We start from the raw sequence: 24,108 nt of genomic DNA, 5'->3' as shown, positions 1-24,108 counted from the left end.
GTGAGCCCGTATGACCGCGTCCGTACCCGCGTTCCCCGCCGATTTCCTCTGGGGCGTCTCCGCCTCGGCGTTCCAGATCGAAGGCTCGACCACCGCCGACGGGCGGGGTCCCTCCTCGTGGGACGCGTTCACCAAGGAGCCCGGGCGCGTCAAGGACGGCTCGCACGCGGAGGTGGCCACCGACCACTACCGCCGCTACCGCGAGGACGTGGCCCTGATGGCCGGACTCGGCGTCGGCGCCTACCGGTTCTCGGTCTCCTGGTCCCGGGTCCTGCCGGACGGCCACGGGCGGGTCAACCGCGCGGGGCTGGACTTCTACGACCGCCTGGTCGACGCGCTGTGCACGGCCGGCATCGCGCCGGTGCCCACCCTGTTCCACTGGGACACCCCGCTCGCCCTGGAGGAGAAGGGCGGCTGGCTCAGCCGCGACACCGCCGAGCGGTTCGCGGCGTACGCCTCGGTGGTCGCCGAGCGGCTCGCCGACCGCGTCCCGATGTGGATCACCATCAACGAACCCGCCGAGGTCACCCTCCTGGGGTACGGCATCGGCGAGCACGCCCCCGGCAGGAGCCTCGTCTTCGACGCCCTGCCCGCCGCCCACCACCAGCTGCTGGCCCACGGCCTGGGCGTACAGGCGCTGCGCGCCGCGGGCGCCCGGCAGATCGGCATCGCCGCCTCGCACAGCCCGGTCCGCCCGGCGAGCGGGAGCGCGGAGGACCGCGGCGCGGCCGAACTGTACGACCTGCTCACCAACCGGCTCTTCGCCGACCCGGTCCTGACGGGCGCCTATCCCGACGAGGGCCTCGCCTCGATGCTGCCCGGCCCGGTGGCCGAGGACCTGAAGGCCATCTCCGCCCCCCTGGACTGGTACGGGATCAACTACTACAACCCGATGCTCGTCGGCGCCCCGCAACCGGCCGCCTCCGCGAGCGAGTTCGGCGGCATCGAGATACCGGCCGACCTCCCCTTCGCCCTCCGGCCGATGGAGGGGTACGAACACACCGACTTCGGCTGGCCGGTGGTCCCGGAGGGCCTGCGCGAACTGCTCGTCTCCCTGCGCGAGCGCTACGGTGACCGGCTGCCGCCGCTGTACATCACCGAGAACGGCTGCTCGTACGGGGACGGGCCCGATCCCGTGACGGGACGGATCGCCGACACGCGCCGCATCGCGTACCACGCGGGCCATCTCGGCGCCCTGCACCGGGCGATGGCGCAGGGGGTCGACGTCCGCGGCTACTTCATCTGGTCGATCCTCGACAACTTCGAGTGGGCCGAGGGGTACCGGCAGCGGTTCGGGCTGGTCCACGTCGACTACGAGACGCTGGAGCGGACGCCGAAGGAGTCGTACGCCTGGTACCGCGACGTGATCAAGGGCGGCAGATGACCGTCGGGGGGACGGCCGCGAAGTCCGCCGGCCCGGTCGGCGGCCGGTGGGTGGGCGCGCTGTCCCTCGCCAACCTGGGGGTCTGGGTGGGCTGGTTCGGCCCGCTCCAGCTCCTTCTGGCCCGCCAGGCGGAGCAGCTCACCCCGGACCACAAGGCGGCGACGCTCGCGTTGGTGACGGGGGTGGGCGCGGCCGTCTCGATGGTCGCCAATCCGGTGTTCGGAGCCCTGTCGGACCGTACGACGGCCCCGGTCGGGCGGCGGATCCCCTGGGTGGTGGCGGGGGTCCTGGGCGGGGCGGCCGGACTGCTCGTCCTTGCCCGGGCTTCGAGCGTGACCGTGGTGATCGCGGGCTGGTGCCTGGTCCAACTGGCCCTCAACGCGGCCTTCGCCGCCCTGACCGCCGCCGTCCCCGACCAGGTCCCGCCGCGGCAGCGGGGGCTGGTCGGCGGCTGGCTGGGGGTCTCCCAGGTAGGCGGGATCCTGGCCGGCACGGCGCTGGCCACGGCCGCGGGCGGCATCGGCGCCGGGTACCTCGCGTGCGCCGCCTTCTCGGTGCTCGCGGCCGTCCCGTACGTGGTGATGCGGCGCGACGCGCGGCTGTGGCCCGCCGAACGGCCCGCGTTCCGGTGGCGGTCCTTCCTCACCGGCTTCTGGATCGATCCCCGCCGCCATCCCGACTTCGGCTGGGCCTGGTTGACGCGTTTCCTGATGAACCTGTCGTACTCCGTCAGCACGATGTACCTGCTGTACTACCTGACCGACGCGGTGCGCTACGAGGGCGACGCGGACACCGGCGTCCTGGTCCTGACGGCGCTCAACGCGCTCACCCTGCTCGCCACGGTGGTGGTCAGCGGCGTCCGCTCGGACCGTACGGGCCGCCGGAAGGTCTACGTCATCGGGGCGGGGCTGGTCATCGCGGCGGCCACCCTGCTGCTCGCCGTCTGGCAGACCTGGACCGGGGCGGTCGTCGCCTCACTGGTCCTCGGGGTGGGCTTCGGCGTCTACACGTCGGTGGACTTCGCCCTGCTGACGGACGTGCTGCCGACGGCGCAGGACCGCGGCCGCGACCTCGGCGTCATCAACATCGCCAACGCGCTGCCCCAGGTACTGGCTCCGGTGATCGCCGCGCCGGTGGTCACGCACCTCGGCGGGTACACGGCGCTGTACGCGCTCGCGGGCGCCCTGGCGCTGGCGGGGTCGGTGCTGGTCCGCCGTATCCGCGGGGTCGCGTAGACGCTGGGTCGCGTAGCCACGGGGTCCCGCAGCCACGGGGTTCCGCAGCCGAGGCACGTGGCGCCGGCGCACCGCGCGGTGCCACCGGCAGGGACCGGTGGCACCGCGCGGTGCGGTGGATCAGGTGTTGATGCAGGTGTTGCCGGCGGCCGGGTTCAGCGCCCCGAGGATGTTGATGCTGTTGCCGCAGATGTTGATCGGGATGTGGACCGGGATCTGGACGACGTTGCCCGAGAGGACGCCCGGCGAACCGATGGCGTAGCCCTCGGCCGCGGCGTCGGCGGACGCGCTGCCGATACCGCCCAGCGTCGCGCCGATCACCAGAGCGGCCCCGACGGCCAGAGTACGGATCTTCATGTGGGTCTCCCATCGCATGAGGGTGTGCGGGGGCCATCCCATACCAGCCCGGCCCGAACCCGGCCGATTCACCCGGTCGTGGGCCCCGTCCGCTTCACCGGTCGTCGGCCCCGTCCGCCGTTCCGGAAGGTGAATTTTTCCGGAAAGGGCAATCCCCCCGGCCCTCTGGTGCGTATGCCTCTGTGGAAGCGTCTCCAGGAGACACGACTCATGGAGGAGAACTCATGGCGATCTTCACTCACCTCATTCCCGCAAAGCACCGCCGTCGTGGAAAGAGGGACATGACCTCGGGCCGTAACGAAGACAACGGCAGGCGCCGTCACCGTCGCCGCGACTGCGACAACGACCACGGCAACCAGGGCCACCACGGCACCCACGGGAACAACTGGTAAGCACGATGCGACGGGTCGCGCGGCATGCACTGCGGCGGCTGCTGTCGGTGGCAGAAGACCCCGACGCGGTCGTCGCCGCCGCGCCGCCCGTCACTCCGCGCGAGGCGTTCCGCCGCTTCTGGCCCTATACCCGGGGCGGCCGGCGCTGGCTCGTCCCGATCCTGCTCTTCAGCATGATCGGCCCGTTGCTCGACGCGGCCGAGATCTGGCTCTTCAAGGTCGTGGTGGACGAGGTCCTCGTTCCGCGCGATCTTCGCCCGTTCCTGTGGATCGCGTTGGCCTACCTGGGCCTCGTCCTCGCCTCCGGCATCCTCGAATTCGCCGACGACGTGCTCTCCACGTGGGTCGGCGAACGTTTTCTGCTGGCCCTGCGCTCGGACGTCTACCGGCACGTCCAGGGGCTCTCCCTCGGGTTCTTCGAACGGCGGCGGCTGGGTGACGTACTGTCCCGCATCACCGGCGACGTCGACGCGATCGAGACGTTCCTCCTCTCCGGCGTGGCCAACGCCCTCTACTACGTCGTCCAGTTGGGCGTCTTCCTCGGCCTGCTCTTCTACCTGAGCTGGGACCTCACCCTCCTCGCGCTCGTGATCGTGCCGCTCTTCTTTGGCGCGGCCCGGCGCTTCTCCCGGCTCATCAAGGACGCCTCGCGCGAGCGGCGCCGTCGCAGCGGGTCGATCAGCGCGATAGCCGAGGAGTCGCTCGGCAACATCGCGCTGGTGCAGGCGTACAACCGGCAGGACACGGAGGAGAGCCGGTTCGCCCGCGAGAGCGTGGGCCGCTTCCGCGCCGCGATGGTCTCGGCGCGGATCCGCTCCGTGTACGGCCCCCTCGTCGAGGTCATCGAACTGACCGGCGCACTGGCCGTGATGGGCCTGGGCACCTGGAAGCTGGCCCAGGGCCAGCTCACCCTGGGCGGGCTGCTGGTCTTCGTCGCCCTGCTGGGCCGGCTCTACAGTCCCATCCGCGATCTGTCCCAACTCACGAACACCTTCTACGCGGCGTCCGCGTCGGCCGAGCGCATCATCGAACTGCTCGACCAGCACCCGCAGGTCGCCGAGGTCGAGGCCGCCCGTGCCCGGAGGATCGGGCGCGCCCGGGGCGATGTCGAGTTCCGCGGCGTCTCGTTCCGCTATCCGGGCACGGAGCGATGGGCCCTGCGCGAGGTGTCCTTCCGCGTACGGCCCGGTACGACGCTGGCGCTGGTCGGGACGAGCGGCGCCGGCAAGTCCACGGTCGGCAAACTCCAACTGCGCTTCTACGACCCGGACGAGGGGGCCGTCCTCCTCGACGGCACCGATCTGCGGGAGCTGCGGCTGTCCGAACTGCGCGAGAACGTCGCGGTGGTGCTCCAGGAGACGCTCGTCTTCCACGGCACCGTACGGGAGAACATCGCGTACGGGCGGCCCGGCGCGACCGAGTCCGACATCGTCGCCGCGGCGCGCGCGGCCGATGCCGACGGGTTCATCCGGTCCCTGCCCGAGGGCTACGACACCGTCGTGGGCCAGCGGGGCCGGACGCTGTCCGGCGGGCAGGCCCAGCGCCTGGCGATCGCCCGCGCGATGGTCCGGGACGCACCCGTCCTGCTCCTGGACGAACCGACCACCGGCCTGGACGCCGAGTCGGCCCGCCGGATCATGGAACCGCTGCGCCGGCTGATGGCCGGGCGGACCACGGTCGTGATCTCCCACAACCTGCTGACCGTCCGCGACGCCACGTCCACGGTGGTGCTGGACCGGGGCCGGGTCGTCGAGTGCGGCACCCACGAGGAACTGCTCGTACGGGGCGGCGCCTACGCCCGCCTGCACCGGGTCAACGGCGGCCCGCCCGGACGGGATCCCGGACCCCGACCCGGACCCGAGTCCGGAACGGGACCCGGATCCGGTCCCGCCTCCCCGTTGAAGGTCCTGTCATGAGCCTCGCGAGCGCCGCCCGCCCCCTGGCTCCGCCCCTCCCGCCCGGGGCGGTCCTCGCGCCGGGGTACGAGGTCCTGGCCCACCTGGACCGCACCGGGTGGCTCGACCTGTACGACGCGTGGAGCGAGGAGCGGGACTGCCGGTGCGTGGTGAAGGTGCTGCGCCCCGACCACCGCGAAAGGGCGCGCTCGGCCGGGCGGCTGGTCCGGGAGGGCCGGTGGCTCCAGCGCTTCACGCATCCGCACCTGGTCCGCGCCTACGAGACCTTCGAGTCCCCCGAGCCGCTCGTCGTACTCGAAACGCTGACGGGCGAGACACTGTCCCACCTCATCGAACGGCTGCCCCGGCGGGCGTCGGCCGCGGACGTGGCCGTCCTGGGCGGGCAGTTGTGCTCCGCGCTGCACTACCTGCACGGCCGGGGACTGCTGCACCTGGACCTGAAGCCGGCCAACGTCGTGGTGGAGTGCGGTCACGCGAAGGTGCTCGACCTCAGCGTCGCGCGCCCACCCGGCGCCGCCCCGGCAGGTGTCGGCACGTTCGGGTACATGGCCCCCGAGCAGGCGCGCGGCGGCCTCCTGTCGGCTGCGGCCGACGTCTGGGGCATCGGCGTCATCTTGTACGAACTCGCCACCGGAGAGCTCCCGTTCGACCCCGGGGACACCGTGGACGGGACCACGGACGGAGCCGCCCCGTACTGGTATCCGCAGCTCGAAGAGACCGCTCCGCCCGTCTGCGCGCGCCGGCGCCTGCCCGCGGCCCTGGCGGCCGCCGTCGACGGCTGTCTGCGCCCCGATCCGGCGGACAGGCCGTCGGTTCCCGAGCTCTCCGCGGCCTTGGACTCCACCTTGCCCCGGCGCCGGCGCGACCCTTCCGACGCGGGGTGACGGGAACCGGCCAGAGTCCGCCGAAGGTGCCTGGTGGGGGGCTGCGCCGTCTATGTAATGTCACATCGCATGAAGCTCTTACGGCGTACCGCCTCCCTCGCAGCCCTACTTGCCACCGTCCTCCCCCTGACCGTCACCGCGCCCGCGCACGCGGCCGACGCCTCCTCCTGCCGTACGACCCCCTCCGCGCCCCTCGACACCGAGCAGGCGCGGCTCGCGGACGCCCGGACCACCGCCCTCGTCGAACGCGCCGGCTTCGGCGATTTCGTACGGCGCTTCCCCGCCGCGCTGTGCTCGGTCCGCACCCCCGCCGAGGCCGGGCCGCTGCTCGACAGCTGGGGCGAGGCGCTCTGGCAGTCCGCCGTACGACGCGCCCAGGGGCAGCGCCCCGGCGGCGACCTCCCGGCCGGGGACGACCGCCCGCTGTACTGGACCCGGCTCGCCATGACCACCGCGCTCGCCCGCTGGGAGCCCGGATTCCCCGTCGACCGCCCCGCGCTGCGCGCCCGCTTCGAAGACGCCTCCCGCGGCCTCGCCGACAACGACTTCCGGACTCCTGCGGGCGTACGGCGCGTCTTCATCAGCGGCTTCGACCCGTTCGGGCTCGACGCCGAACTGCGCCGCGCCAACCCCTCCGGTTCCGCCGCCCTCCAGCTCAACGGGCGCCGCATCACCCTGGCCGACGGCAGCCGCGCCGAGGTCCGGGCCGTCGTCCTGCCCGTGCGCTACGCCGACTTCGACGCCGGCATCGTGGAGCGCGCCTTCGCCCCGCGCCTGGCCGGCGGCGCCGGCGCGGCGGACGTCATCACCACCATCAGCCAGGGCTACCCGGGCATCTTCACCCTGGAGGCCTGGGCGGGCCGGGCCCGGTCGGCGGATCCGTATCCCGACAACACCGGCTCCCTCTCCGGAGGTTCCCGCGAGCATCCGGTGACCGCCCCCGGCATGGGCCCCGGGCCCGAGTTCATCCGGACCACGCTGCCGACCGACGCGGCGACGGGCTCCGTCCAGAGCCCGTACCCGGTGCTGCTCAACACGGCCGTCACCGAGATCCCGGCGGGCGCCACCGTGCCGGAGGACCGCGAGGACGGCCCGACCCCGGGCTCCCGGGCGGTGGAGGGCGGCGGGGGCGGCTACCTCTCCAACGAGGTGGCCTACCGCTCGAACCGTCTGCGCGGCGAACTCGCCCCGCGGCTGCCCGGCGGCCATCTGCACACCCCCGTACTCACCGGCCTCCCGGCGGATCCCGGCCTGCTGACGGGCCCCGAGTTCGAGCGCAACGAGACCGCGATCACCGCCGAGGTCCGCGCCGTCCTGGAACACACCGCCGCCCGTCCCTGAACACCGCCCGCAGGGAGCCGAGTTCGTCACTCCGGTCCCTCAGGCCGAGCGAGCCGAGCGAGGTCGCCCGGCCGGGCCAGTACCACCCAGGGGTCCTGCCCGCCGGGCAGGATGCGCGGCGCCTCGGCCCGCACCTCGTCCAGCGGCCGGTGGAACTCCTCCCGCCGTACGCGTACCCGTACGGCTCGTCCGGGTCGAGGTCCGCGCCGGTGTAGTAGCGGGCGAAGCGACCGTCCCGCTCGCCCGCCCGCTCACGCTCTGCGACCAGCACGAACACGCCTCGACGTGCGCCCCGCGCCCTCGGTCCGCACGATGGAGGGCGGGACCCAACCGTCACGAAGATCCGGGTCCCGCAACCGAGAGAGAGGCGGCGCGATGAGCAGCACGCCGAGTGGAACGACCGGTAGCGGCACACCGACCGGCACCGGCAACGCATGGGCCGCGGGCGGCACGACGTTCGCGGGCGTCCTGATGATCGTCAGCGGCGTCTTCGGCATCATCGAGGGCATCGTCGCCCTCGCCAACGACGAGGTGTACACGCACCTGGGCGACTACACCTTCAAGTTCGACCTCACGGCCTGGGGCTGGATCCATCTCATCGTCGGCATCCTGGTCCTCGTCGCCGGCGCGGCGATCCTCAAGGGCTCGGAGGCAGGCCGGATCGCCGGCATCGCTCTGACCTGCCTGTACGTGATCGTGCACTTCATGTGGCTGCCGTACCAGCCGCTCTGGTCGATCGTCGCCATCCTCGTCGGCGTGTTCGTCATCTGGGCCCTGTGCACCGACAACTCCCGCCAGGCGAGGTACTGACGGCCGGCCGGATACCCTCGTGCCGGTACGCGTACGCCACCGGCACGAGGAGCAGGGACAGCATGACGATTCACCGGCCGGGCCGGCCCGAAGACCTGCCCGCGGCGGAACTGCTCTGGGCCCGCTGGGCGTTCGTCGCCGTCATGGAGGCGACCACCGCGGCTGAGGGGCGGGGGGTCCACCGCACCGGCCACTGGATCGACCGCGGCGGGCTCCATCTCGACGACTGCGGCAGCACGTGGTGGACCCTGGCCCGGATGGGCCAGGGCCGCTTCGTGCTGTACGGCGAGGACGAGTCGAGCGGCGTCAAGTGGCACAAGCCCGCGATCGACATGCTGGCGCAGGCCCCGGACTGGCTCCCGTACGAGAAGCTGCGCGATCTGCTCCAAGGCTGGGAGCTGGGCTGCGTCTACTGGTACGAGAACGGGGTCTGGGCCCGAGCCCCCTACCCGCAGGGACTCGGGGACGACGGCCTGGACTGCGGGATGGGCCGTTTCGTGGACCGCGGCGAGGTCCTCGGCCTGCTGGCCGACCACGGCCCGGCGGCGCAGGAGCTGCTGGCGGACGCCGAGGCGTACCGGCTGAGGCCCGAGGCCCTCGACGCCCTGGTCGCGGGGACCGGCGACGAGGACCGGGACGAGGCGTGGGACCTGCCCGCCATGCACCGCGCACTGGGCCCGGCCGGCCTCGCGGGCGAGCCCGTCACCAGGTAGTGCATGCGCAGCCGAAGTGTTCTAGCGTCGTATGAGGTGCCCGTACGGAGGTGAGGACGTGGAGGTGAGCAGGGTGGCCAGTCCGACTCCGGCCCAGTTCCGGGCCGTCCACGGCGACATGGACCGGTGGCAGGCCGTCGACTTCGAGGTGTACGAGCACCTCGTCGAGAACGAGTACGTCGTGGCCCCCCGGCCCGCGCCCGGCGACCGCCTACCGCCCCGCAAGGCCCCGAAGCCGGGGAGCGGATCCGCACCGCAGGACTAGGCCGTGTCTTTCGGATCAGGGCGGATCAGCCCGGGGCGCCCGGTGGCGAGCCTGCGGGCTCCTCGGACCAGGCCGTACGTGGCTAGCGCCGCCACCGGGACCGCCGTCACGGCCACCTCCGCCCATTGCCGTGCGTAGTGCCCGGCCTGGGTGGGCGTCCGTTCGAAGGTGATCATCGGGCCCCAGGTGTAGTAGCCCCAGATCATGAGCAGCTGGGAGATCACGGCGCGCAGGACCGCGTGCACCGCGCTGGGCGCCGTGGCCGAGACCAGCAGCACGACGGCCGCGTACGGCACGTACCCGGAGGCGAAGCGGCTCGCCTCGGTCACGTTCCTCCCGTCGCCGTCGCCCGCGATGGCGATCCAGGCGGACAGTGCCCCGGCGGCCAGGGCCACGGCCGCGGTGATGGCTGCTCGCTGCGCACCCCGCTTCATCTCGTTCTCCTCACCTGCCACGTGTGTGTTCCGGTCTCCCTCACCCTCCGTCGCGGGTGTGCGCGGGGAATGACGGGAATGCGACCGTTTCGTCACGGGGCGGGCGTGGGGAGCGGCTCGGCCGCCTTCTCCTTCTCCGCGCGGCGCTTGAGCGCGTCCTCGTCCGTGTCCGCGTCGTACGTCACCAGCTTGGGCAGCGTCACGGACAGGGCCGCGACCGCCGCCACGCACAGCAGGCCGCCGCTCCAGAACGCCGACCGCGTGCCCGTCCAGCCCGCGACCGTGCCCGCGCGGACCTGGCCCAGCTGCGGACCCACGCTGTACGAGAGCACCTCGATGCCCGCGAGCCGCCCGCGCAGCTCCTCGGAAATGGTCTGGTTCCAGATCGTCGCCCGGCCCAGTCCGCTCAGCATGTCGCCGGCGCCCGCGACGGCCAGGCAGGCCAGCACCACCCAGATGTTCGTGAACCAGCCGGTCGCCGCGATCGCCATGCCCCAGACCGCGGCCCCGAACACCACGAACAGGCCGTGCCGCCGCACGCGCGAGGTCCATCCGCTGGTCATCCCGAGGACCAGGGAGCCCACCGCGCCCGCCGAATACATCAGACCCAGCGCCCACACGGCGTCGAGCTCGTCCGCGAGGAAGGGGAAGATCGTGTTCGGGAAGGCGAAGAACATGGCCGCCAGGTCCACCGCGTACGTGCCGAGCAGCACCGGCCGGCTCCACGCGTAGCGCGCCCCCTCGGCGATCCCGCGCAGTGAGGGCCGTTCCGCGTCGGGCGAGGGCGGGGCCGGGGCCAGCCGCGTACACAGCAGCACGGACAGCAGGAAGCCGGCGAGGGTGATGCCGTAGGCGGCCGGATAGCCGGCGTAGGCGACGACCACGCCCGCGATCGCCGGACCGGCGATCGCGCCGATCTGGTAGCGCAGCGCGTTGAGCGCGGCGGCGGCGGTCATCTGCTCGTGGGGCACGATCCGCGCCATCATCGAGTCCAGCGCCGGGCGCTGCAGACCGGCCAGCGCCGAGACGCCGGCCGCGACCACGTACAGGGGCCACAGCAGCGGGTTCGGCAGCAGGGAGTTCACGAGCAGCACCAGGGCCAGGACCCCGAGCCCGGCCTCGCTCAGCAGGATCATCCGCCGCCGGTCGATCGCGTCGGCCAGGGCCCCGCCGTAGAGGCCGAAGACCACGAGCGGGACGAGTTCCACCGCGCCCATCGCACCGACCGCGAGCGGCGAGTCCGTGAGGTGCTTGATCTGGAGCGGGAGGGCGATCATCGCCATGAACGAGGTGAAGAACGTGACGGCGCCCTGGAAGAAGAGCAGCCGGAAGTCGCGGCTGGACCGCCACGGGGAGAGGTCGGGCAGGAAACTGGACGCACGGGTGGTACTCACGACGGATCATCGTGAGGGAACCGCCGGTGCCCGGGCAACGGATTTTCCGGGCCCGGGCACGCGGGCGGGAGCGCCGGCAGGAGCTCCGGCCGGCGGGGCGCTCAGCCCGCCCCGCCTCCCAGGTGCTGCCACAGGAACGTGTACGCGAGGGCGTGGTTGACGGCGGCCTGTTCGTTGTCGCTGGCTCCGCCGTGGCCGCCGCCGGTGTTCTCGTGGAAGAGGACCCGGTGTCCCAGTTCCCGCAGCCGGGCGGCCGCCTTGCGGGCGTGGCCCGGGTGGACGCGGTCGTCGCGGGTGGAGGTCATCAGGAGCAGCGGCGGGTAGGGCCGGTCCGCGCGGAGGTTGTGGTACGGGGAGAGGTCTTCGAGGTGGGCGCGGTCGGCCTCGCTGTCGGGGTCCCCGTACTCGGCGATCCAGGAGGCCCCGGCGAGCAGGCGGTGGTAGCGGAGCATGTCCAGGAGCGGCACCTTCGCCACGACCGCCCCGAACAGCTCCGGGTACCGGACGAGCATGGCGCCCATGAGGAGGCCTCCGTTGCTGGCCCCGGTGATGCCGAGCCGGGCGGGGGTGGTGATGCCCCGGGCGGTGAGGTCGGCGGCGACGGCGGCGAAGTCCTCGAAGGCTCGTACCCGGTTCGCACCGAGGGCCGCCTGGTGCCAGGCCGGGCCGTACTCGGAGCCGCCGCGGATGTTGGCGACGGCGTACGTACCGCCCCGGGCGAGCCAGGCCCGGCCGGTGAGCGGGCTGTAGCCGGGGGTCTGCTGGTCGCGGAAGCCCCCGTACCCGTAGAGGAGCGCGGGTCCGGGCTCCTCCTGCGCCGCGGGGCCGACGACGAAGTACGGGACCCGCGTACCGTCCGCGGAGGTCGCGAAGAACTGGCGGACCGACAGACCGCCGGCATCGAAGCGGGCGGGGGCCCGCTTGAGCGGCTCGGAGTCGGCGCCGATGTGTCCGTACGCGAGCGTGGAGGGCTGGAGGAAGCCGTCGACGTTGAGGAAGTACTCGTCGCTGACGTCCGGGTCGGTGTCGGTGACGGTCGCCGAGGACAGCGGCGGCACGTCGGCGAGGGGCCGGCGGCTCCACCCGTCCGGTCCGGGGGTGAGGACCTCGATACGGGTGGCGACGTCGGCCAGCGTCTCCAGGATCAGGTGGTGGCGGGTCCAGCCGTGGCCGGCCAGGGCGGTGTGCTCGTCGGGCGCGAACAGCACGTGGGCGGTGCGGTCCCCGGCGAGGAAGGCGTCGAAGTCGAAGGCGAGGAGCGAGCCGGCCGGATGTCCGAGCCACGGCGATTTCGGGGTGACGATCAGCCACTGCCGGTACGCGTACTTCCCCGCGTCGTCCGGGGCTTCGACCTTCACGAGCCGGTCGCCGTCGGTGAGGAGGTGGAGCTCGTCGTGGAAGAAGTCGGTGTGGCGGGAGACGAAGTCGCGCTCGTGTCCCGGGGTCGGGTCGTGCCAGCCGGAGGCGGACACGTCGCCGGCCTCGGCCTCGAAGACGAGCTCGGCGTCCGTCACCGCGGTGCCCCGGCGCCAGCGCCGGACCGTACGGGGATAGCCGGAGTCGGTCAGCGAGCCCGGTCCGGAGTCGGTGCCGAGGAAGACGGTGTCCTCGTCGATCCAGCCGATGCGGGTCTTCGCCTCCGCGACCTGGAAACCGCCCTCCTCCCCGGGTACGAAGGCCAGGGCGTCGAGGTCGAACTCGCGGACCACCACGGCGTCGGAGCCGTCCCGGGACAGCTGGACCAGGGCGCGGCGACGGTCCGGGTAGCGCACCCGGGCGCCCGCCCACACCCACTCCTCGCCCTCGCGCGCCGCCAGCTCGTCGATGTCGAGGAGCACGTCCCAGACCGGGTCGTCCTTGCGGTACTGCTCCAGGGTGGTACGGCGCCACACGCCCTTCGGGCGGTCCGCGTCCCGCCAGAAGTTGTAGAGGTACGCCCCGCGGCGGACGGTGTACGGGATGCGGTCGGCGTCGTCGAGGACCTCGCGCAGTTCGTCGCGCAGCGCCGCGAAGCGCGGGTCGGCGGCGAGCGCGGCGGCCGTCTCCGCGTTCCGCTCCCCCACCCAGGCCAGCGCGGCCTCGCCCTCGACGTCTTCCAGCCACAGGAAACGATCTTCAACAGTCACCCCACGATTGTGCAGCCCCGCGGGAGGTGCCGGAGCCGCGTCGGGTGGAGCGGGCCTGCGGGTGCCGGTTCCGGGGGCGGCCGGTCAGGCGGAGAGCGGCCGGTCGTGGGCGCCGACGGGGGCGGGCAGCGCGGTCGAGCCGGTGAGGTAGCGGTCCACGGCGGCGGCCGCCGCCCGGCCCTCCGCGATGGCCCACACCACGAGGGACTGGCCGCGGCCCGCGTCGCCCGCCACGAAGACCCCGTCGGGGCGGCGGTGGCGCCGCTTCCTCGGCGGTCCCCAGGTCGGCGGCGCGCCCGCCGCCGGGGCCGCGGCCCAGGGCGGTGCCTCGGCCGCGGTGGGACGGCCTCCTGACGGCGCGCGGCTACCCGGCGCACCCGGGCCACCCGGCTCGCCCAGGGCCGCGTACTGCGCGTCCCGGGCGAAGTTGCCCCGGTCGTCCCGGGTGAGGCCGAGCTGTTCGCCGAGCCGGGAAGCGCGCTCGGGTCCGCAGAAGCCGAGCGCCAGCAGGACCAGCTCCGCCTCGATGACCCGCTCGGTGCCCGGCATGGGCCTGCGCCCCACGGCCTCGACCGCCGTCAGGTGCAGGGCCCGTACGCGACCGTCCGCGCCGCCTTCGAAGTGCACCGTCGCGCTGGAGAAGAGGCGGGGATCTCCGCCGTGGCGTCCGCGCGCCTCCTCGTGGGCGTGGGAGATCCGGTACACCTGCGGGTGCACCAGCGGCCACGGTTCTCCCTCGGGCCGCTCGGGTCCCGGCTCCGGGCGGATGTCGAGCTGCACCACCGACAGCGCTCCCTGCCGCAGGGCGGTACCCAGGCAGTCCGAGCCGGTGTCCCCGCCGCCCACGATCACCACGTGCCGGCCTTCGGCGGTGAGCGCGGGAGCCGCGCAGTCGCCCTCGCCGACCCGGTTGGCGCAGGTCAGGTACTCCATGGCCTGGTGGATGCCGTTCAGCTCGCGGCCCGGCGCGGCCAGTTCCCGGCGCTCCTCGGCCCCGACGGCCACGACCACCGCGTCATGGCGCCGGCGCAGATCGGCGGCGTCCACGCGGCCGCCGATGTCGGCGTCCGTACGGAAGACCGTGCCCTCGGCCCGCATCTGGGCGATCCGCCGCTCCAGGTGGGACTTCTCCATCTTGAAGGCGGGTATCCCGTAGCGGAGCAGGCCGCCGATGCGGTCGGACCGCTCGTAGACCACGACGGTGTGGCCCGCGCGGGTCAGCTGCTGGGCCGTGGCGAGCCCGGCGGGGCCGGAGCCGATGACGGCGACGGTCTGCCCGCTGAGCCGGCCGGGCGGCGCCGGCGGGGCGTAGCCGAGCTCCCAGGCCTGGTCGGCGATGGTCTGCTCGACGTTCTTGATGGTCACCGGGTCGGCGTTGATCGCGAGGACGCAGGAGTCCTCGCACGGGGCCGGGCAGAGCCGGCCGGTGAACTCGGGGAAATTGTTCGTGGCGTGCAGCCGCTCGGCCGCGGCGCGCCAGTCGCCGTGCGCGGCGTACGCGTTCCACTCGGGGATGAGGTTGCCGAGCGGGCAGCCGCCGTGGCAGAAGGCGACTCCGCAGTCCATGCAGCGGTTCGCCTGCTCGGACACCAGGGGCAGCAGCGTCTGCCCGGCGTGCACCTCGCGCCAGTCGCCGAGCCGCAGCTCCGCGGGGCGCGGCGGAACGGGGTTCCGGGGGGTCCGGAGGAACCCGTACGGGTCGGTCATACGCCGCCTCCCTGGTCACAGGCGGATACGACGGTCAGACCAGGCTACGCCGGGTTTGGGACCTGCGCGGTGCCCAGGAAATCGGCGACGGCCGCGGTGAACCGCTCCGGGTCGTCAAGCCAGGGCGCGTGCCCGGCTCCGGGCTGGACGACGAGCCGCCCGCGCGGGAACAGGGCGGCGTACTCGGTGGCCGCGGAGTGCGGCAGCGATACGTCGAACCCGCCCGCGAGGAGGAGCACCGGGACGTCGAGACGCGCGAGTGCCGCACGGGTGGCCTCGGGGTCGAAGGCGCCTTCGGCGGCGTAGGCGGCCGCTGCCCCGGCGTTCTTCTGGGCCTCGTCGGAGGCGTCGTAGGCCCGGGCGGCGTCGTCCCAGCGGCCGTGGAGGAAGGGGGCGATCGCCTGCCATGTCCCGGCGGTGGCCCGGCCGGCCACGAGGTCCTCCAGGGCCTCGTAAGCGTCCGGGTACCAGGGCTCGTCCTGCCGGAGGCGGGCGGCGGCGAGCCTGCTCTCGCCGGTGATGGTGATGCCGACGCCGAAGACGCTCGGGGTGAGCAGGACCAGCTTGCCGATGCGGTCGGGGTGCCGGGCCGCGTACAGGGTGGCCAGGTTCGCGCCGGCGGAGTGCGCGAGCAGGTCGACGCGGTCGAGGCCGAGGTGGGCGCGCAGGGCCTCGACGTCCTCGACCTGTCGGTCGCAGCGGTAGGAGCCGGTGTCGGCGGGTGTGTGGGACCGGCCCGTCCCGCGCAGGTCGAGCATGATCAGCTGCCGTCGCGCGGAGAGGCCGCCGAGCTCGCCGAGGTAGGCGGAGTCCCGCATCGGCCCGCCGGGCAGGCAGATGAGCGGCGGCCCGTCCCCGCCGAGGAGGCGGTAGGCGAGCAGGGTCCCGTCGGGCGCGGCGAAGGCAGGCATGCCGCAGACCCTGCCAGCGGCCCCGGCCCCCGGCAACCGGGTTTTCCCCGGGCGTCGGTCAGGGGCTCGCGCGGGTCCGCGGGGCGCGGACGCGGAGCATGGACGCGGGGCGCGGCGGCGTGGGCCGTCAGCGCCCCCCGCAGGGGGCTCGGGCCGCCGTCACGCACCCGGGCCGGCGGTTTCGGCGGCATGCAGGGCCGCGGCCAAGTAGCGCCGTACGACCTCCAGTTCGTCGGCGGTGAACTCCTCGGCCGCGTCGACCAGCCCGCCGATCAGCGGGCCGAAGAAGGACCGGCCCAGTTCCACGGCCTTCGGCTCCACCGCCACCAGGACCCGGCGCCGGTCCCGCGGGTCGCGGCTGCGGCGGACCAGGCCCTTGCGTTCCAGCCGGTCGAGGAGTGCGGTGGTGCCCGCCGAGTTGAGCCGCAGGGCGTCGCCGAGCCGCCCGGGTGTGAGCGCCTCGCCCGCGCGCTCCGCGTCCAGCAGCCGGATCAGGGCGCGCAGATCGGTCGGATGCAGGCCGCCCCGCTCCGCGAACTCGGCGCCGCGCAGGTGGAGTTCCACGGTGACCGCGCGCAGCAGGTGGACCAGTCCCATGGCGGGGGTGTCGTCATCGCTCACTCGACTATTCTCTCGCCGAGCGAGATAATCGGTCAACGAGACGATATCCGGGGGGCCGCCATGACCGAGTCCGCGTCCGGATCTGGATCCGCATCGGCATCCGCATCCGCATCCGCACCCGCATCGCAAGAATTCTTCGCCGCCTACGACGCGCTGCTCGCGCGCTGGCCGGCCGGCACCACCGAGATCGACGTACCGACCCCGTACGGAACGACCCGGGTCCACGCGTACGGGCCCGTCGGGGCCCCTGCGGTGCTGCTCCTGCACGGCGGCGGCTCCACCGGCGCCGTGTGGTTCGCCAACGCGGCGGCGCTCGGCGCGCACCACCGCGTGCTCGCCGCCGACATCCTCGGTGACGCCGGCCGCAGCGTGCGAGGGGGTCGCCCGCTGCGCGCGAGCGCCGACCTGATGGGCTGGCTGGACGCGCTCCTCGACGGGCTCGGCGTCCGCAGCGCCGCACTGCTGGGGCATTCGTACGGCGCCTGGATCGCCCTGACGTACGCCCTGCACGCGCCGGACCGGGTCGACCGGCTGGTGCTCCTCGACCCGACGCAGTGCTTCGCCGGCTTCCGCCCCGGATTCCTGCTGCGCTCGCTGCCCGTGCTGGTGCGGCCGAGGGCGGCCCGTGTGCTCGCCTACCTCGACCGCGAGACGGCGGGCACCGACACCGACCCGGACTGGAAGCGGCTCTTCGCGCTGGCGGCCGCGGGCTTCGCCGGACGCAAGCTCGTCCTCGGCCGCCGCCCTGACGCGGGGGCCCTGCGCGCCCCGCTGCTGGTCCTGCTCGCGGGCCGCAGCGGCGCCCACGATCCGGAGGAGGTGGCGGCCCGCGCCCGCGCCTCCGTACCGCACGCCCGGATCGAGGTGCTCCCGCGCCTCACCCACTACGCGCTGCCCACGGCGGCGCCGGCGGAGACGAACCGTATGGTCTGCGCGTTCCTCGAAGCCGACCGGGCCGACCGGGCCGACCGCGAGGGTCAGTCCAGGTCGAGGTGATAGGCCCCGGCGGCGGCGTCGGCGAACAGCGTGAACTGGACGCGGTGGCCCGGCTCGCCGTCGTGGTCGCCCTCGGCGTCGCAGTCGACGTCCACCTCTACGGGCTCGGCGTCCACGAGGACGTAGTCCCCGTAGCCCTCGAAGTCCCCGGGGCCGTCCGCGACGCCGATGTGGATCGGGGTCTCGTCGGGCAGCGTCGCCAGCACCTCGCGGAGCCGGCCAGCGGTCCACACCTGCGGATTGTGATCGAACATGTCAGCCATGCGGCGACATTAGAGGGCGAAAGGTGCACCACGGCCACGGCGCGCCGGACGTTTTCCCGCATCCGCGACGACCGTCACCCGGAGTGCGCCCACAGGCGACGACCGCGGCCCGGCCTCCCGGATGCTCGTCACCGACGGGCCGCCGGCGCGGTCGGTGGGCGACCTGCGACTGGCGTACGAGGTACCGGCCGGGACCGACCCGCGTGACCCGCGGGCCCTTCCGGCCCCCCTGTACGGGAAGCCGTCGCCCGGTCCGGCGAAGGTCGCCGTGGCGGCGGACCCCGGCGGGCAGGGCATCCACCCGGTGGTGGGTGCGGCCGTGGCGGCCGCGGCCGACGCGCTCCGGGACGCCGGGTACGACGTGCGCGAGGTGGCGGACGTACCGCGCACGGCCGAGGCACTCGACGCCTACGGCGGGATCACCGTGACGGAGTTCGCCCCGAGCCGGCCGGTGGTGCGCATCCTGCTCGGCCCGGGCGGGGACCGGTACATCGCGAGGGCGATGGAGCGGACGCCGCCGGCGAGCGCCGGGGAACTCGTCCGGCTGATGGGCACATGGCTGGGCATCCGCCGGTCCTGGGCGCAATTCCTGGACGAGTACCCGCTGTTGCTGGGCCCGGTGTTCACCGAACCGCCGGTCGAGCCGGGTCTGGAGTCCCGAGACGGGGCCGGCCGCGACCGGGTCGCGGCAGGGATGCGCCTGTTGCGCGGTGACCAGCTTCGTCGGCGTGCCAGCCGTGGCCGTGCCGACGGGTCTGGCGGGCGGCCTCCCCTGCGGGGTCCGGCTCGTGGGGCGCGCCTTCCGCGAGGACCTGTGCCTGGACGCCGCCCAGGCGGTCGAGGACCGCTGGGCGTCCTCACCCCGGCGGATCCCCGCGGGTGACGGCGGGTGCTCACCCGTTCAGGGACTTCATCAGCTCCGGGGCGTAGCGGTCGCCCGAGACGACCCCGTGCGGGGCGACCGCGTCGATGGCGGCCAGGTCCGCCTCCGAGATCGTCACGGCGGTCGCGGCGACGTTCTCCTCCAGGTACCGGCGGCGCTTGGTGCCCGGGATCGGCACCGCGCCCTGCCTCAGGGTCCAGGCGAGGGCCAGCTGTGAGGGGGTGACCCCCTTCTCGGCGGCGAGGCGGCGGACCTGGTCGACGACGGCCAGGTTGCGGTCGAAGTTCTCGCCCAGGAACCGGGGGTCCGTACGGCGGAAGTCGTCCGGCGCGAAATCGTCCGGGGTGGTGATCGCGCCCGACAGGAAGCCCCGGCCGAGCGGCGAGTACGCGACCAGCCCGATCCCCAGGTCGCGCAGGGTGTCGAGGACGCCGTCGTACTCGATGCCGCGCTCGAAGAGGCTGTACTCGGTCTGCACGGCGGCCAGCGGGTGCACGGCGTGGGCGCGGGCGATGGTGGCCGGGGCCGCCTCGCACAGGCCGATGTGGCGGACCTTGCCCGCGGCGACCAGTTCGGCCATGGCCCCGACGCTCTCCTCGATCGGTACGCCCGGGTCGACGCGGTGCAGGTAGTACAGGTCGATGTGGTCCGTGCCGAGGTGGCGCAGGGAGCGGTCGGCCGAGCGGCGGATGTACTCGGGGGTCCCGTTGTGGCCGCGGAAGGCGCCCTCGTCGGTGAACTCCACGCCCGTCTTGGTGGCGACCACGGCGGCGTCGCGGCGGCCGGCCAGCGCCTTGCCGAGGAGCTGCTCGTTCAGGAAGGGGCCGTAGCCCTCGGCGGTGTCGAGCAGGGTGACGCCCAGTTCCAGCGCGCGGTCGATGGTGGCCAGGGACTCGGTCTCGTCGGTGGCTCCGTAGTGGGCGCTCATGCCCATCAGCCCGAGGCCTTCGGCGCCGACCTCAAGGCCCTGACCGCCCAGTGCGCGGATCTCCATCATGGTGCTCTCCTCGGTAAGTAACTAACTGGATAGTTCGACTATGCACCTCGATCCCGCCGCATGTCAATAACCAGATAGTTACTTGCTAGGCTTCGGCCATGGCAAGGGATTCCAGCGCGACCAAGGCACGTCTGCTCGACGCGGCCTTCTCCGAGTTCGCCGCGTACGGCATCGCCGGCGCGCGGATCGACCGCATCGCCGAGGCCGCACAGGCGAACAAACGGCTCATCTACGTCTACTACGGCAACAAGGAGCAGCTCTTCGACGCCGTGCTCCAGCGGGCGCTGGAGACGGGTTCGGAGTCCGTCCCGTTCGACGCGGACGACCTGCCGGGGTACGCGGGCGCCGTCTTCGACCACCTCGTCGCGCAGCCGTCCCTGATGCGGCTCGTGGTGTGGAAGCAACTGGAACGGCCCGGCGCCACGGACACGGAGGCGGCGTCCTACCGCGGCAAGATCGCCGTGGTGGAGGAGGCCCAGCGGGCGGGGCGCGTCGACCCCGCGCTGGACCCGGCCGACGTCCTCACGCTCGTGCTGGGCCTGTCCCAGGCCTGGTTCGGAGCGGTGGGCGGCCCGGCCGCGGGCGGCGCGGGCACCGGCTGGACGCCCGAGCGGCTGGCCCGTCACCGTACCGCGGTGGTGGAGGCCGTACGCCGCATCACCGCACCGCCGCCCCGGGACACCCCCTGACGGGTGCCCCGGACGGCTTCGGGCCGCCCCTCGCGCCCGGGCTTCGGGCGCCGCGAGAGCGGCCCGCGCGGCCGCGGCGGGCGGCCGGCGGCCTCAGGCGGCGTGGCGGCGTCAGGCGGGCGTCGTGGTACGGGCCCGGGCCAGGATGGCTTCCGTGTCCACGCCCGTCGGGAGCGTGCCGTACGCGCCGCCGTGCTCGCCGCCCAGGCGGGAGGCGCAGAAAGCCTCCGCCACCGCGCCCGGGGCGTGGCGCAGCAGGAGCGACGCCTGGAAGGCGAGCGCCATCGTCTCGGTGAGCTGCCGGGCCCGGTACTCGGCCTCGGCCGGATCGGCCAGCTGCTTGTGGAGCCCGGCCACCGCCGCGTCCAGGTGCCGGTCGGCGCCCGCGGCCCGACCGACCTCCTCGAAGAAGGCCTCGACGGTCTCCGGCTGCCGGGCCATGGCCCGCAGCGAGTCCAGGGCGGCCACGTTCCCGGAGCCCTCCCAGATCGACGACAGCGGGGCCTCCCGGTAGAGGCGCGGCATGCCGGAGTCCTCGATGTAACCGTTGCCGCCCAGACATTCGAGGGCTTCGGCGGCGTGCCCCGGGGCCCGCTTGCACACCCAGTACTTGGTCACGGCCAGCCCCAGCCGGCGCAGCAGTGCCTCGTCCTGGCTGCCCCGCGCGACCCGGTCCGTGGCGCCCGCGAGGCGCAGGGCCACGGCGGTCGCCGCCTCCGATTCGAGGGCGAGGTCGGCGAGGACGTTGCGCATCAGGGGCTGGTCGACGAGCGCCTTGCCGAACGCCCGCCGGTGCGTGGCGTGGTGGACGGCGCGGATGGTGCCGAGCCGCATGCCGGAGGCCCCGCCGAGCACGCAGTCGAGGCGGGTCATGTTGACCATCTCGATGATGGTCGCGACGCCGCGCCCCTCCTCCCCCACCAGCCAGCCGAAGGCCTCGTCGTACTCGATCTCGGCGGAGGCGTTGGACCGGTTGCCCAGCTTGTCCTTGAGCCGCTGGAGCAGCAGCCGGTTGCGGCTGCCGTCGGGGAGCACCCGCGGCAGCAGGAAGCAGGACAGTCCGCCCGGGGCCTGGGCCAGCGTCAGGAAGACGTCCGACATGGGCGCGGAGGTGAACCACTTGTGCCCGGTCAGACGGTAGGTGCCGTCCGGGGCCGGGACGGCGGTCGTGGTGTTGGCGCGTACGTCGGAGCCGCCCTGTTTCTCGGTCATCGACATGCCCGCGATCAGGCCCTGCTTGGTGTCCGGCCGGCGCAGGCCGTAGTCGTACGTGCGGGAAGCGAGCAGCGGCTCCAGCCACCCGGCGAGCTCCGGGTTCGCGCGCAGGGCGGGTACGGCGGCGTACGTCATGGAGACCGGGCAGGAGTGGCCCGCCTCGACCTGGCCCCACACGAGGAACTTCGCGGCCCGCGCCACGTGCGCCCCGGCCCGGTCCTGCGCCCAGGGCGCGGCGTGCAGCCCGTGGGAGACGGCGGTGCCCATCAGTTCGTGCCAGTACGGGTGGAACTCCACCTCGTCGATCCGGTGGCCGTAGCGGTCGTGGGTGCGCAGCACCGGGGGGTTCTCGTTGACCACGCGGCCCCACTCCGCGGCCTGTTCGCCGCCGGCGAGGGCGCCGAGGCGGTGCAGCTCGGGTATCGCCCACTCGGCGCCCTCGCGGGTGACGGCCTCCAGCAGGGCCGGGTCGGCGGCCGCGTCGTAACCGTGGTGCGGCGGCACCTGGTTGGTGACCTCATGCGTCTGCGGCATCGTGTCCTCCAAGGGCACGCAGGGTGAAGGTGATCAGGCCGGGGATGACGTCCCCCGGGGCCGCGTCGCCGTCGGCCAGCGGTCCGACGAGTGCCTCGGCGATCGCGCCGACGAGGGCCGCGGCCGTCAACTCGGGCGACTGGGCGGGGAGTTCCCCGGAGGCCACGCCCGCGGCGATCTGCCGCGCGTACACGTCGCGGAACGCCCTCCGGAAGACCAGGCGTTCGGCGTCGACGGCCGCGTCGGCGGGCTCCGCCAGCAGGGCGAAGGCGCGGCGCGGGGCCTGCAGCGCCCGGTACGCGAAGGTCTCGACGGCGGCGGCCACCCGCTGCGACGCGCCGCCCGGGCGCCGCGTCGCCGCGGCCACCGCGTCCAGCTCCCGGGCCACCAGGGTCCGGAAGAGCGCGGCGGCCAGCTCGGACTTGCCGGCGAAGGACTGGTACACGCTGCCGGTGGAGATCCCGGCCTCGGCCGCGATGGCGGCGACCGAGCAGCCGCCGTACCCCTCCCGGGAGAGGAGACGCACGGCGGCTTCGAGCACCTGGTCCCGGCGGGCGTCGAGACGGGCCTGGACGGAGGGCGGACGACGGTAGGGCATGGAAGGATTGAAGCACCGATTCAGCGCTTCACGCCAGACCTTCCCCGGGCCCGGCGCGATCCGGGGGACGCGCCTCAGTGCAACAGCGTCGCCGGGGTGGGGCCGTCGGGGCGGACGGTGATGCTGTACGCGGCCTTCGCCGGGACGGAGTGGAAGGCCGGGACGTGGGCCGGCAGCAGGTGTTCGAGCAGGACGGTCGACTCGCGGAGGGCGAACTGGAGGCCGAGGCAGGCGCGCGGGCCGATACCGAAGGGGAAGTAGGCGCCCGGGTGGGCGGGGCGGCCGTCCGCGGCGGTGAAGCGGCGGGGGTCGAACCGCTCGGGGTCCGGCCACAGTTCGGGGTCGCGGTGGGTGAGGTACGGGCAGACCACCACGTCGGAGCCCGCCTCGACGGTGCGCCCGGCCAGGACGTCCGCCTCGACGGCGTACCGGGGCAGGATCCACGCCGACGGGTAGAGCCGGAGCGTCTCGTGGACCAGGGCCTGGACGGCGCGGCGGCGTTCCGCCGAGCCGGGGGCGCCCGCCGCGAGGGCTTCGTCGCGGGCCTGGGGGTGCCGGTCGAGCAGGAGGTAGAGCCAGGTCAGGGTGGTGGCGGTGGTCTCGTGGCCGGCGACGAGCAGCGTGATCAGCTCGTCGCGGATCAGCCGGTCGGTGTACTCGGGGCGTTCGGCGGCCGCGCCGAGCAGGAGGTGCAGCAGGCCGGGCCCGTCGGGCCCGGCCGCCCCGCCCCGCGCGGCCTCGATGGCGTGGTGGGCGACGGCGTCGATCCTGGCGAGGTCGGCGGCGACGGCCTCGCGGGCGTCGGCGGTGTCGGCCGGCAGGGTCGGCATCGCGGCCACCACGGAGGCGACGGCGTTCAGTTCGCGCTCGGTGCCGTCGTCCAGGGGGTGCCCGGTGAGGGAGCGCCAGATGGTGTCCAGCGCGAAGCGGCGCATCTCCAGGCCGACGTCGAGCAGCTGCCCGGTACGGGCGTACGCCGCCCAGCGCCCGGCGGTGACCCGGGCGGCCTCCGCGATGCGCCGCTCGTAGCGGCGCATGCCGGTGCCCGTGAACTGGGACTGCAGCAGACGCCGTTGGCTCCTCCACGCCTCGCCGGTCGCGGCGAGTACACCGTCGCCGATCAACAGGCGGGCGCGGTGGGAGCGTTTGACGTACCGGTCGGGACGCAGCGCCAGTACGTGCTGGACCGCCCCGGGGTCGGTGACCAGGACCGTGGGGGCCGGCCCGAGGCGGAACGCGGCGACCCCGCCGAGCCGTTCGCGCGCCAAGGCCATCAGATCGACCAGCTCGGCCCCGCCGGAGCGCCACCGCTCCACGAGCGCCGGGTCCAGCTCGGGGACCGGCTCCCCCTCAGGTGCAGCGGGCGGACGGGGGTCGAAGCCGGCGTCAGTGGCCACGGATCTTCTCCTGTTCGGCGCTGGTCCTGCCCCTGGCGGAGCGCGG

The 24,108-nt window shown here is 73.8% G+C and carries 22 protein-coding genes and 1 pseudogene; 11 read left to right on the top strand and 12 right to left on the bottom strand.

Features of this window, described 5'->3' with window-relative positions; translation table 11 throughout:
• Positions 1 to 10 precede the first annotated feature (10 nt).
• Both CP980_RS30815 and CP980_RS30810 read left to right on the top strand, forming a co-directional pair.
• Positions 11 to 1,384 (top strand): GH1 family beta-glucosidase, encoded by a 1,374-nt coding sequence (locus CP980_RS30815; protein WP_150529588.1) that lies wholly within the window; start codon positions 11 to 13, stop codon positions 1,382 to 1,384.
• Positions 1,381 to 2,619, top strand: coding sequence for an MFS transporter (locus tag CP980_RS30810; protein WP_150529587.1), 1,239 nt, complete (start codon positions 1,381 to 1,383; stop codon positions 2,617 to 2,619). Before CP980_RS30815 ends, CP980_RS30810 begins: the two co-directional genes overlap by 4 nt.
• 120 nt (positions 2,620 to 2,739) lie before the next feature.
• On the opposite strand, the gene CP980_RS30805 is transcribed toward CP980_RS30810, so the two are convergent.
• Complete coding sequence (locus CP980_RS30805; protein ID WP_165937404.1) at positions 2,740 to 2,976, bottom strand: chaplin; 237 nt, start codon at positions 2,974 to 2,976, stop codon at positions 2,740 to 2,742.
• A gap of 439 nt (positions 2,977 to 3,415) precedes the next feature.
• Here CP980_RS30805 and CP980_RS30800 point away from each other — a divergent pair, with 439 nt between their 5' ends.
• From CP980_RS30800 to CP980_RS30775, 6 genes are all read left to right on the top strand, one after another.
• Positions 3,416 to 5,284, top strand: a complete 1,869-nt coding sequence (locus CP980_RS30800) for an ABC transporter ATP-binding protein (RefSeq protein WP_229907004.1) — start codon at positions 3,416 to 3,418, stop codon at positions 5,282 to 5,284.
• Positions 5,281 to 6,168, top strand: a complete 888-nt coding sequence (locus CP980_RS30795; protein WP_150529585.1) for a serine/threonine-protein kinase — start codon at positions 5,281 to 5,283, stop codon at positions 6,166 to 6,168. The genes CP980_RS30800 and CP980_RS30795 overlap by 4 nt, the downstream gene beginning before the upstream one ends.
• Before the next feature lie 69 nt (positions 6,169 to 6,237).
• Positions 6,238 to 7,509, top strand: coding sequence for a C15 family peptidase (locus tag CP980_RS35310; RefSeq protein ID WP_167535902.1), 1,272 nt, complete (start codon positions 6,238 to 6,240; stop codon positions 7,507 to 7,509).
• Positions 7,510 to 7,884: 375 nt separating this feature from the next.
• Positions 7,885 to 8,319 (top strand): DUF7144 family membrane protein, encoded by a 435-nt coding sequence (locus CP980_RS30785; protein WP_132759953.1) that lies wholly within the window; start codon positions 7,885 to 7,887, stop codon positions 8,317 to 8,319.
• 62 nt (positions 8,320 to 8,381) lie between these two features.
• Positions 8,382 to 9,032, top strand: coding sequence for a hypothetical protein (locus tag CP980_RS30780; protein ID WP_150529584.1), 651 nt, complete (start codon positions 8,382 to 8,384; stop codon positions 9,030 to 9,032).
• 73 nt (positions 9,033 to 9,105) lie between these two features.
• Positions 9,106 to 9,297, top strand: coding sequence for a hypothetical protein (locus tag CP980_RS30775; protein ID WP_132759951.1), 192 nt, complete (start codon positions 9,106 to 9,108; stop codon positions 9,295 to 9,297).
• On the opposite strand, the gene CP980_RS30770 is transcribed toward CP980_RS30775, so the two are convergent.
• The 6 genes from CP980_RS30770 to CP980_RS30745 form a co-directional block, all read right to left on the bottom strand.
• Positions 9,294 to 9,731 carry a hypothetical protein gene (locus CP980_RS30770; RefSeq protein WP_132759950.1) on the bottom strand — a complete coding sequence of 146 codons (438 nt, stop codon included), beginning with the start codon at positions 9,729 to 9,731 and terminating at the stop codon, positions 9,294 to 9,296. The genes CP980_RS30775 and CP980_RS30770 overlap by 4 nt on opposite strands.
• A gap of 92 nt (positions 9,732 to 9,823) precedes the next feature.
• Positions 9,824 to 11,125 carry an MFS transporter gene (locus CP980_RS30765; RefSeq protein ID WP_150529583.1) on the bottom strand — a complete coding sequence of 434 codons (1,302 nt, stop codon included), beginning with the start codon at positions 11,123 to 11,125 and terminating at the stop codon, positions 9,824 to 9,826.
• 101 nt (positions 11,126 to 11,226) lie between these two features.
• The gene (locus CP980_RS30760; protein WP_132759948.1) at positions 11,227 to 13,251 is read right to left on the bottom strand and encodes a prolyl oligopeptidase family serine peptidase; all 2,025 of its coding nucleotides are present in this window, start codon (positions 13,249 to 13,251) and stop codon (positions 11,227 to 11,229) included.
• Positions 13,252 to 13,335: 84 nt separating this feature from the next.
• The gene (locus CP980_RS30755) at positions 13,336 to 14,958 is read right to left on the bottom strand and encodes a glutamate synthase subunit beta (RefSeq protein WP_150529582.1); all 1,623 of its coding nucleotides are present in this window, start codon (positions 14,956 to 14,958) and stop codon (positions 13,336 to 13,338) included.
• Between the two features lie 44 nt (positions 14,959 to 15,002).
• Positions 15,003 to 15,869, bottom strand: a complete 867-nt coding sequence (locus CP980_RS30750; RefSeq protein WP_150529581.1) for an alpha/beta fold hydrolase — start codon at positions 15,867 to 15,869, stop codon at positions 15,003 to 15,005.
• Between the two features lie 159 nt (positions 15,870 to 16,028).
• Positions 16,029 to 16,490 carry a MarR family winged helix-turn-helix transcriptional regulator gene (locus CP980_RS30745; RefSeq protein ID WP_229907003.1) on the bottom strand — a complete coding sequence of 154 codons (462 nt, stop codon included), beginning with the start codon at positions 16,488 to 16,490 and terminating at the stop codon, positions 16,029 to 16,031.
• Between the two features lie 60 nt (positions 16,491 to 16,550).
• On the opposite strand from CP980_RS30745, the gene CP980_RS30740 reads away from it, so the two are divergent.
• Entirely contained in the window at positions 16,551 to 17,486 is a 936-nt protein-coding gene (locus CP980_RS30740) for an alpha/beta fold hydrolase (protein ID WP_150529580.1), read from the top strand.
• Here CP980_RS30740 and CP980_RS30735 read toward each other — a convergent pair.
• The gene (locus tag CP980_RS30735) at positions 17,468 to 17,749 is read right to left on the bottom strand and encodes a DUF6225 family protein (RefSeq protein ID WP_099894402.1); all 282 of its coding nucleotides are present in this window, start codon (positions 17,747 to 17,749) and stop codon (positions 17,468 to 17,470) included. The genes CP980_RS30740 and CP980_RS30735 overlap by 19 nt on opposite strands.
• 46 nt (positions 17,750 to 17,795) lie before the next feature.
• On the opposite strand from CP980_RS30735, the pseudogene CP980_RS30730 reads away from it, so the two are divergent.
• Positions 17,796 to 18,632: pseudogene (locus CP980_RS30730) on the top strand (amidase family protein); the annotation flags it as partial.
• A gap of 10 nt (positions 18,633 to 18,642) precedes the next feature.
• Here CP980_RS30730 and CP980_RS30725 read toward each other — a convergent pair.
• Entirely contained in the window at positions 18,643 to 19,626 is a 984-nt protein-coding gene (locus tag CP980_RS30725; protein ID WP_150530415.1) for an aldo/keto reductase, read from the bottom strand.
• 101 nt (positions 19,627 to 19,727) lie between these two features.
• Here CP980_RS30725 and CP980_RS30720 point away from each other — a divergent pair, with 101 nt between their 5' ends.
• Positions 19,728 to 20,318 carry a TetR/AcrR family transcriptional regulator gene (locus tag CP980_RS30720; protein WP_132759944.1) on the top strand — a complete coding sequence of 197 codons (591 nt, stop codon included), beginning with the start codon at positions 19,728 to 19,730 and terminating at the stop codon, positions 20,316 to 20,318.
• A gap of 111 nt (positions 20,319 to 20,429) precedes the next feature.
• Here the strand turns inward: CP980_RS30720 and CP980_RS30715 are convergent, their stop codons facing one another.
• From CP980_RS30715 to CP980_RS30705, 3 genes are all read right to left on the bottom strand, one after another.
• A complete protein-coding gene (locus tag CP980_RS30715; RefSeq protein ID WP_132759943.1) occupies positions 20,430 to 22,067 on the bottom strand; it encodes an isovaleryl-CoA dehydrogenase in 1,638 nt (545 codons plus the stop codon).
• Positions 22,051 to 22,665: a TetR/AcrR family transcriptional regulator gene (locus tag CP980_RS30710; RefSeq protein ID WP_150529579.1), complete on the bottom strand. Its 615-nt coding sequence runs from the start codon at positions 22,663 to 22,665 to the stop codon at positions 22,051 to 22,053. The genes CP980_RS30715 and CP980_RS30710 overlap by 17 nt, the downstream gene beginning before the upstream one ends.
• Before the next feature lie 74 nt (positions 22,666 to 22,739).
• On the bottom strand, positions 22,740 to 24,062 hold the full coding sequence (locus CP980_RS30705; RefSeq protein WP_150529578.1) for a cytochrome P450: 1,323 nt from the start codon (positions 24,060 to 24,062) through the stop codon (positions 22,740 to 22,742).
• Positions 24,063 to 24,108: the final 46 nt, after the last annotated feature.

Source organism: Streptomyces vinaceus (assembly GCF_008704935.1).
Classification (GTDB): domain Bacteria; phylum Actinomycetota; class Actinomycetes; order Streptomycetales; family Streptomycetaceae; genus Streptomyces; species Streptomyces vinaceus.
The sequence above is the reverse complement of the archived record's forward strand: the minus strand, read 5'-3'. Positions and strand labels throughout refer to the sequence as shown.

What these genes read in the sequence shown, in the direction of transcription:
- CP980_RS30785 (WP_132759953.1), top strand. Translation starts at nt 7,885, where the DNA reads ATGAGCAGCACGCCGAGTGGAACGACCGGTAGCGGCACACCGACCGGC.
- CP980_RS35310 (WP_167535902.1), top strand. Translation starts at nt 6,238, where the DNA reads ATGAAGCTCTTACGGCGTACCGCCTCCCTCGCAGCCCTACTTGCCACC.
- CP980_RS30710 (WP_150529579.1), bottom strand. Translation starts at nt 22,665, where the DNA reads ATGCCCTACCGTCGTCCGCCCTCCGTCCAGGCCCGTCTCGACGCCCGC.
- CP980_RS30755 (WP_150529582.1), bottom strand. Translation starts at nt 14,958, where the DNA reads ATGACCGACCCGTACGGGTTCCTCCGGACCCCCCGGAACCCCGTTCCG.
- CP980_RS30720 (WP_132759944.1), top strand. Translation starts at nt 19,728, where the DNA reads ATGGCAAGGGATTCCAGCGCGACCAAGGCACGTCTGCTCGACGCGGCC.
- CP980_RS30725 (WP_150530415.1), bottom strand. Translation starts at nt 19,626, where the DNA reads ATGGAGATCCGCGCACTGGGCGGTCAGGGCCTTGAGGTCGGCGCCGAA.
- CP980_RS30770 (WP_132759950.1), bottom strand. Translation starts at nt 9,731, where the DNA reads ATGAAGCGGGGTGCGCAGCGAGCAGCCATCACCGCGGCCGTGGCCCTG.
- CP980_RS30750 (WP_150529581.1), bottom strand. Translation starts at nt 15,869, where the DNA reads ATGCCTGCCTTCGCCGCGCCCGACGGGACCCTGCTCGCCTACCGCCTC.
- CP980_RS30795 (WP_150529585.1), top strand. Translation starts at nt 5,281, where the DNA reads ATGAGCCTCGCGAGCGCCGCCCGCCCCCTGGCTCCGCCCCTCCCGCCC.
- CP980_RS30780 (WP_150529584.1), top strand. Translation starts at nt 8,382, where the DNA reads ATGACGATTCACCGGCCGGGCCGGCCCGAAGACCTGCCCGCGGCGGAA.
- CP980_RS30715 (WP_132759943.1), bottom strand. Translation starts at nt 22,067, where the DNA reads ATGCCGCAGACGCATGAGGTCACCAACCAGGTGCCGCCGCACCACGGT.
- CP980_RS30810 (WP_150529587.1), top strand. Translation starts at nt 1,381, where the DNA reads ATGACCGTCGGGGGGACGGCCGCGAAGTCCGCCGGCCCGGTCGGCGGC.
- CP980_RS30815 (WP_150529588.1), top strand. Translation starts at nt 11, where the DNA reads ATGACCGCGTCCGTACCCGCGTTCCCCGCCGATTTCCTCTGGGGCGTC.
- CP980_RS30740 (WP_150529580.1), top strand. Translation starts at nt 16,551, where the DNA reads ATGACCGAGTCCGCGTCCGGATCTGGATCCGCATCGGCATCCGCATCC.
- CP980_RS30735 (WP_099894402.1), bottom strand. Translation starts at nt 17,749, where the DNA reads ATGGCTGACATGTTCGATCACAATCCGCAGGTGTGGACCGCTGGCCGG.
- CP980_RS30805 (WP_165937404.1), bottom strand. Translation starts at nt 2,976, where the DNA reads ATGAAGATCCGTACTCTGGCCGTCGGGGCCGCTCTGGTGATCGGCGCG.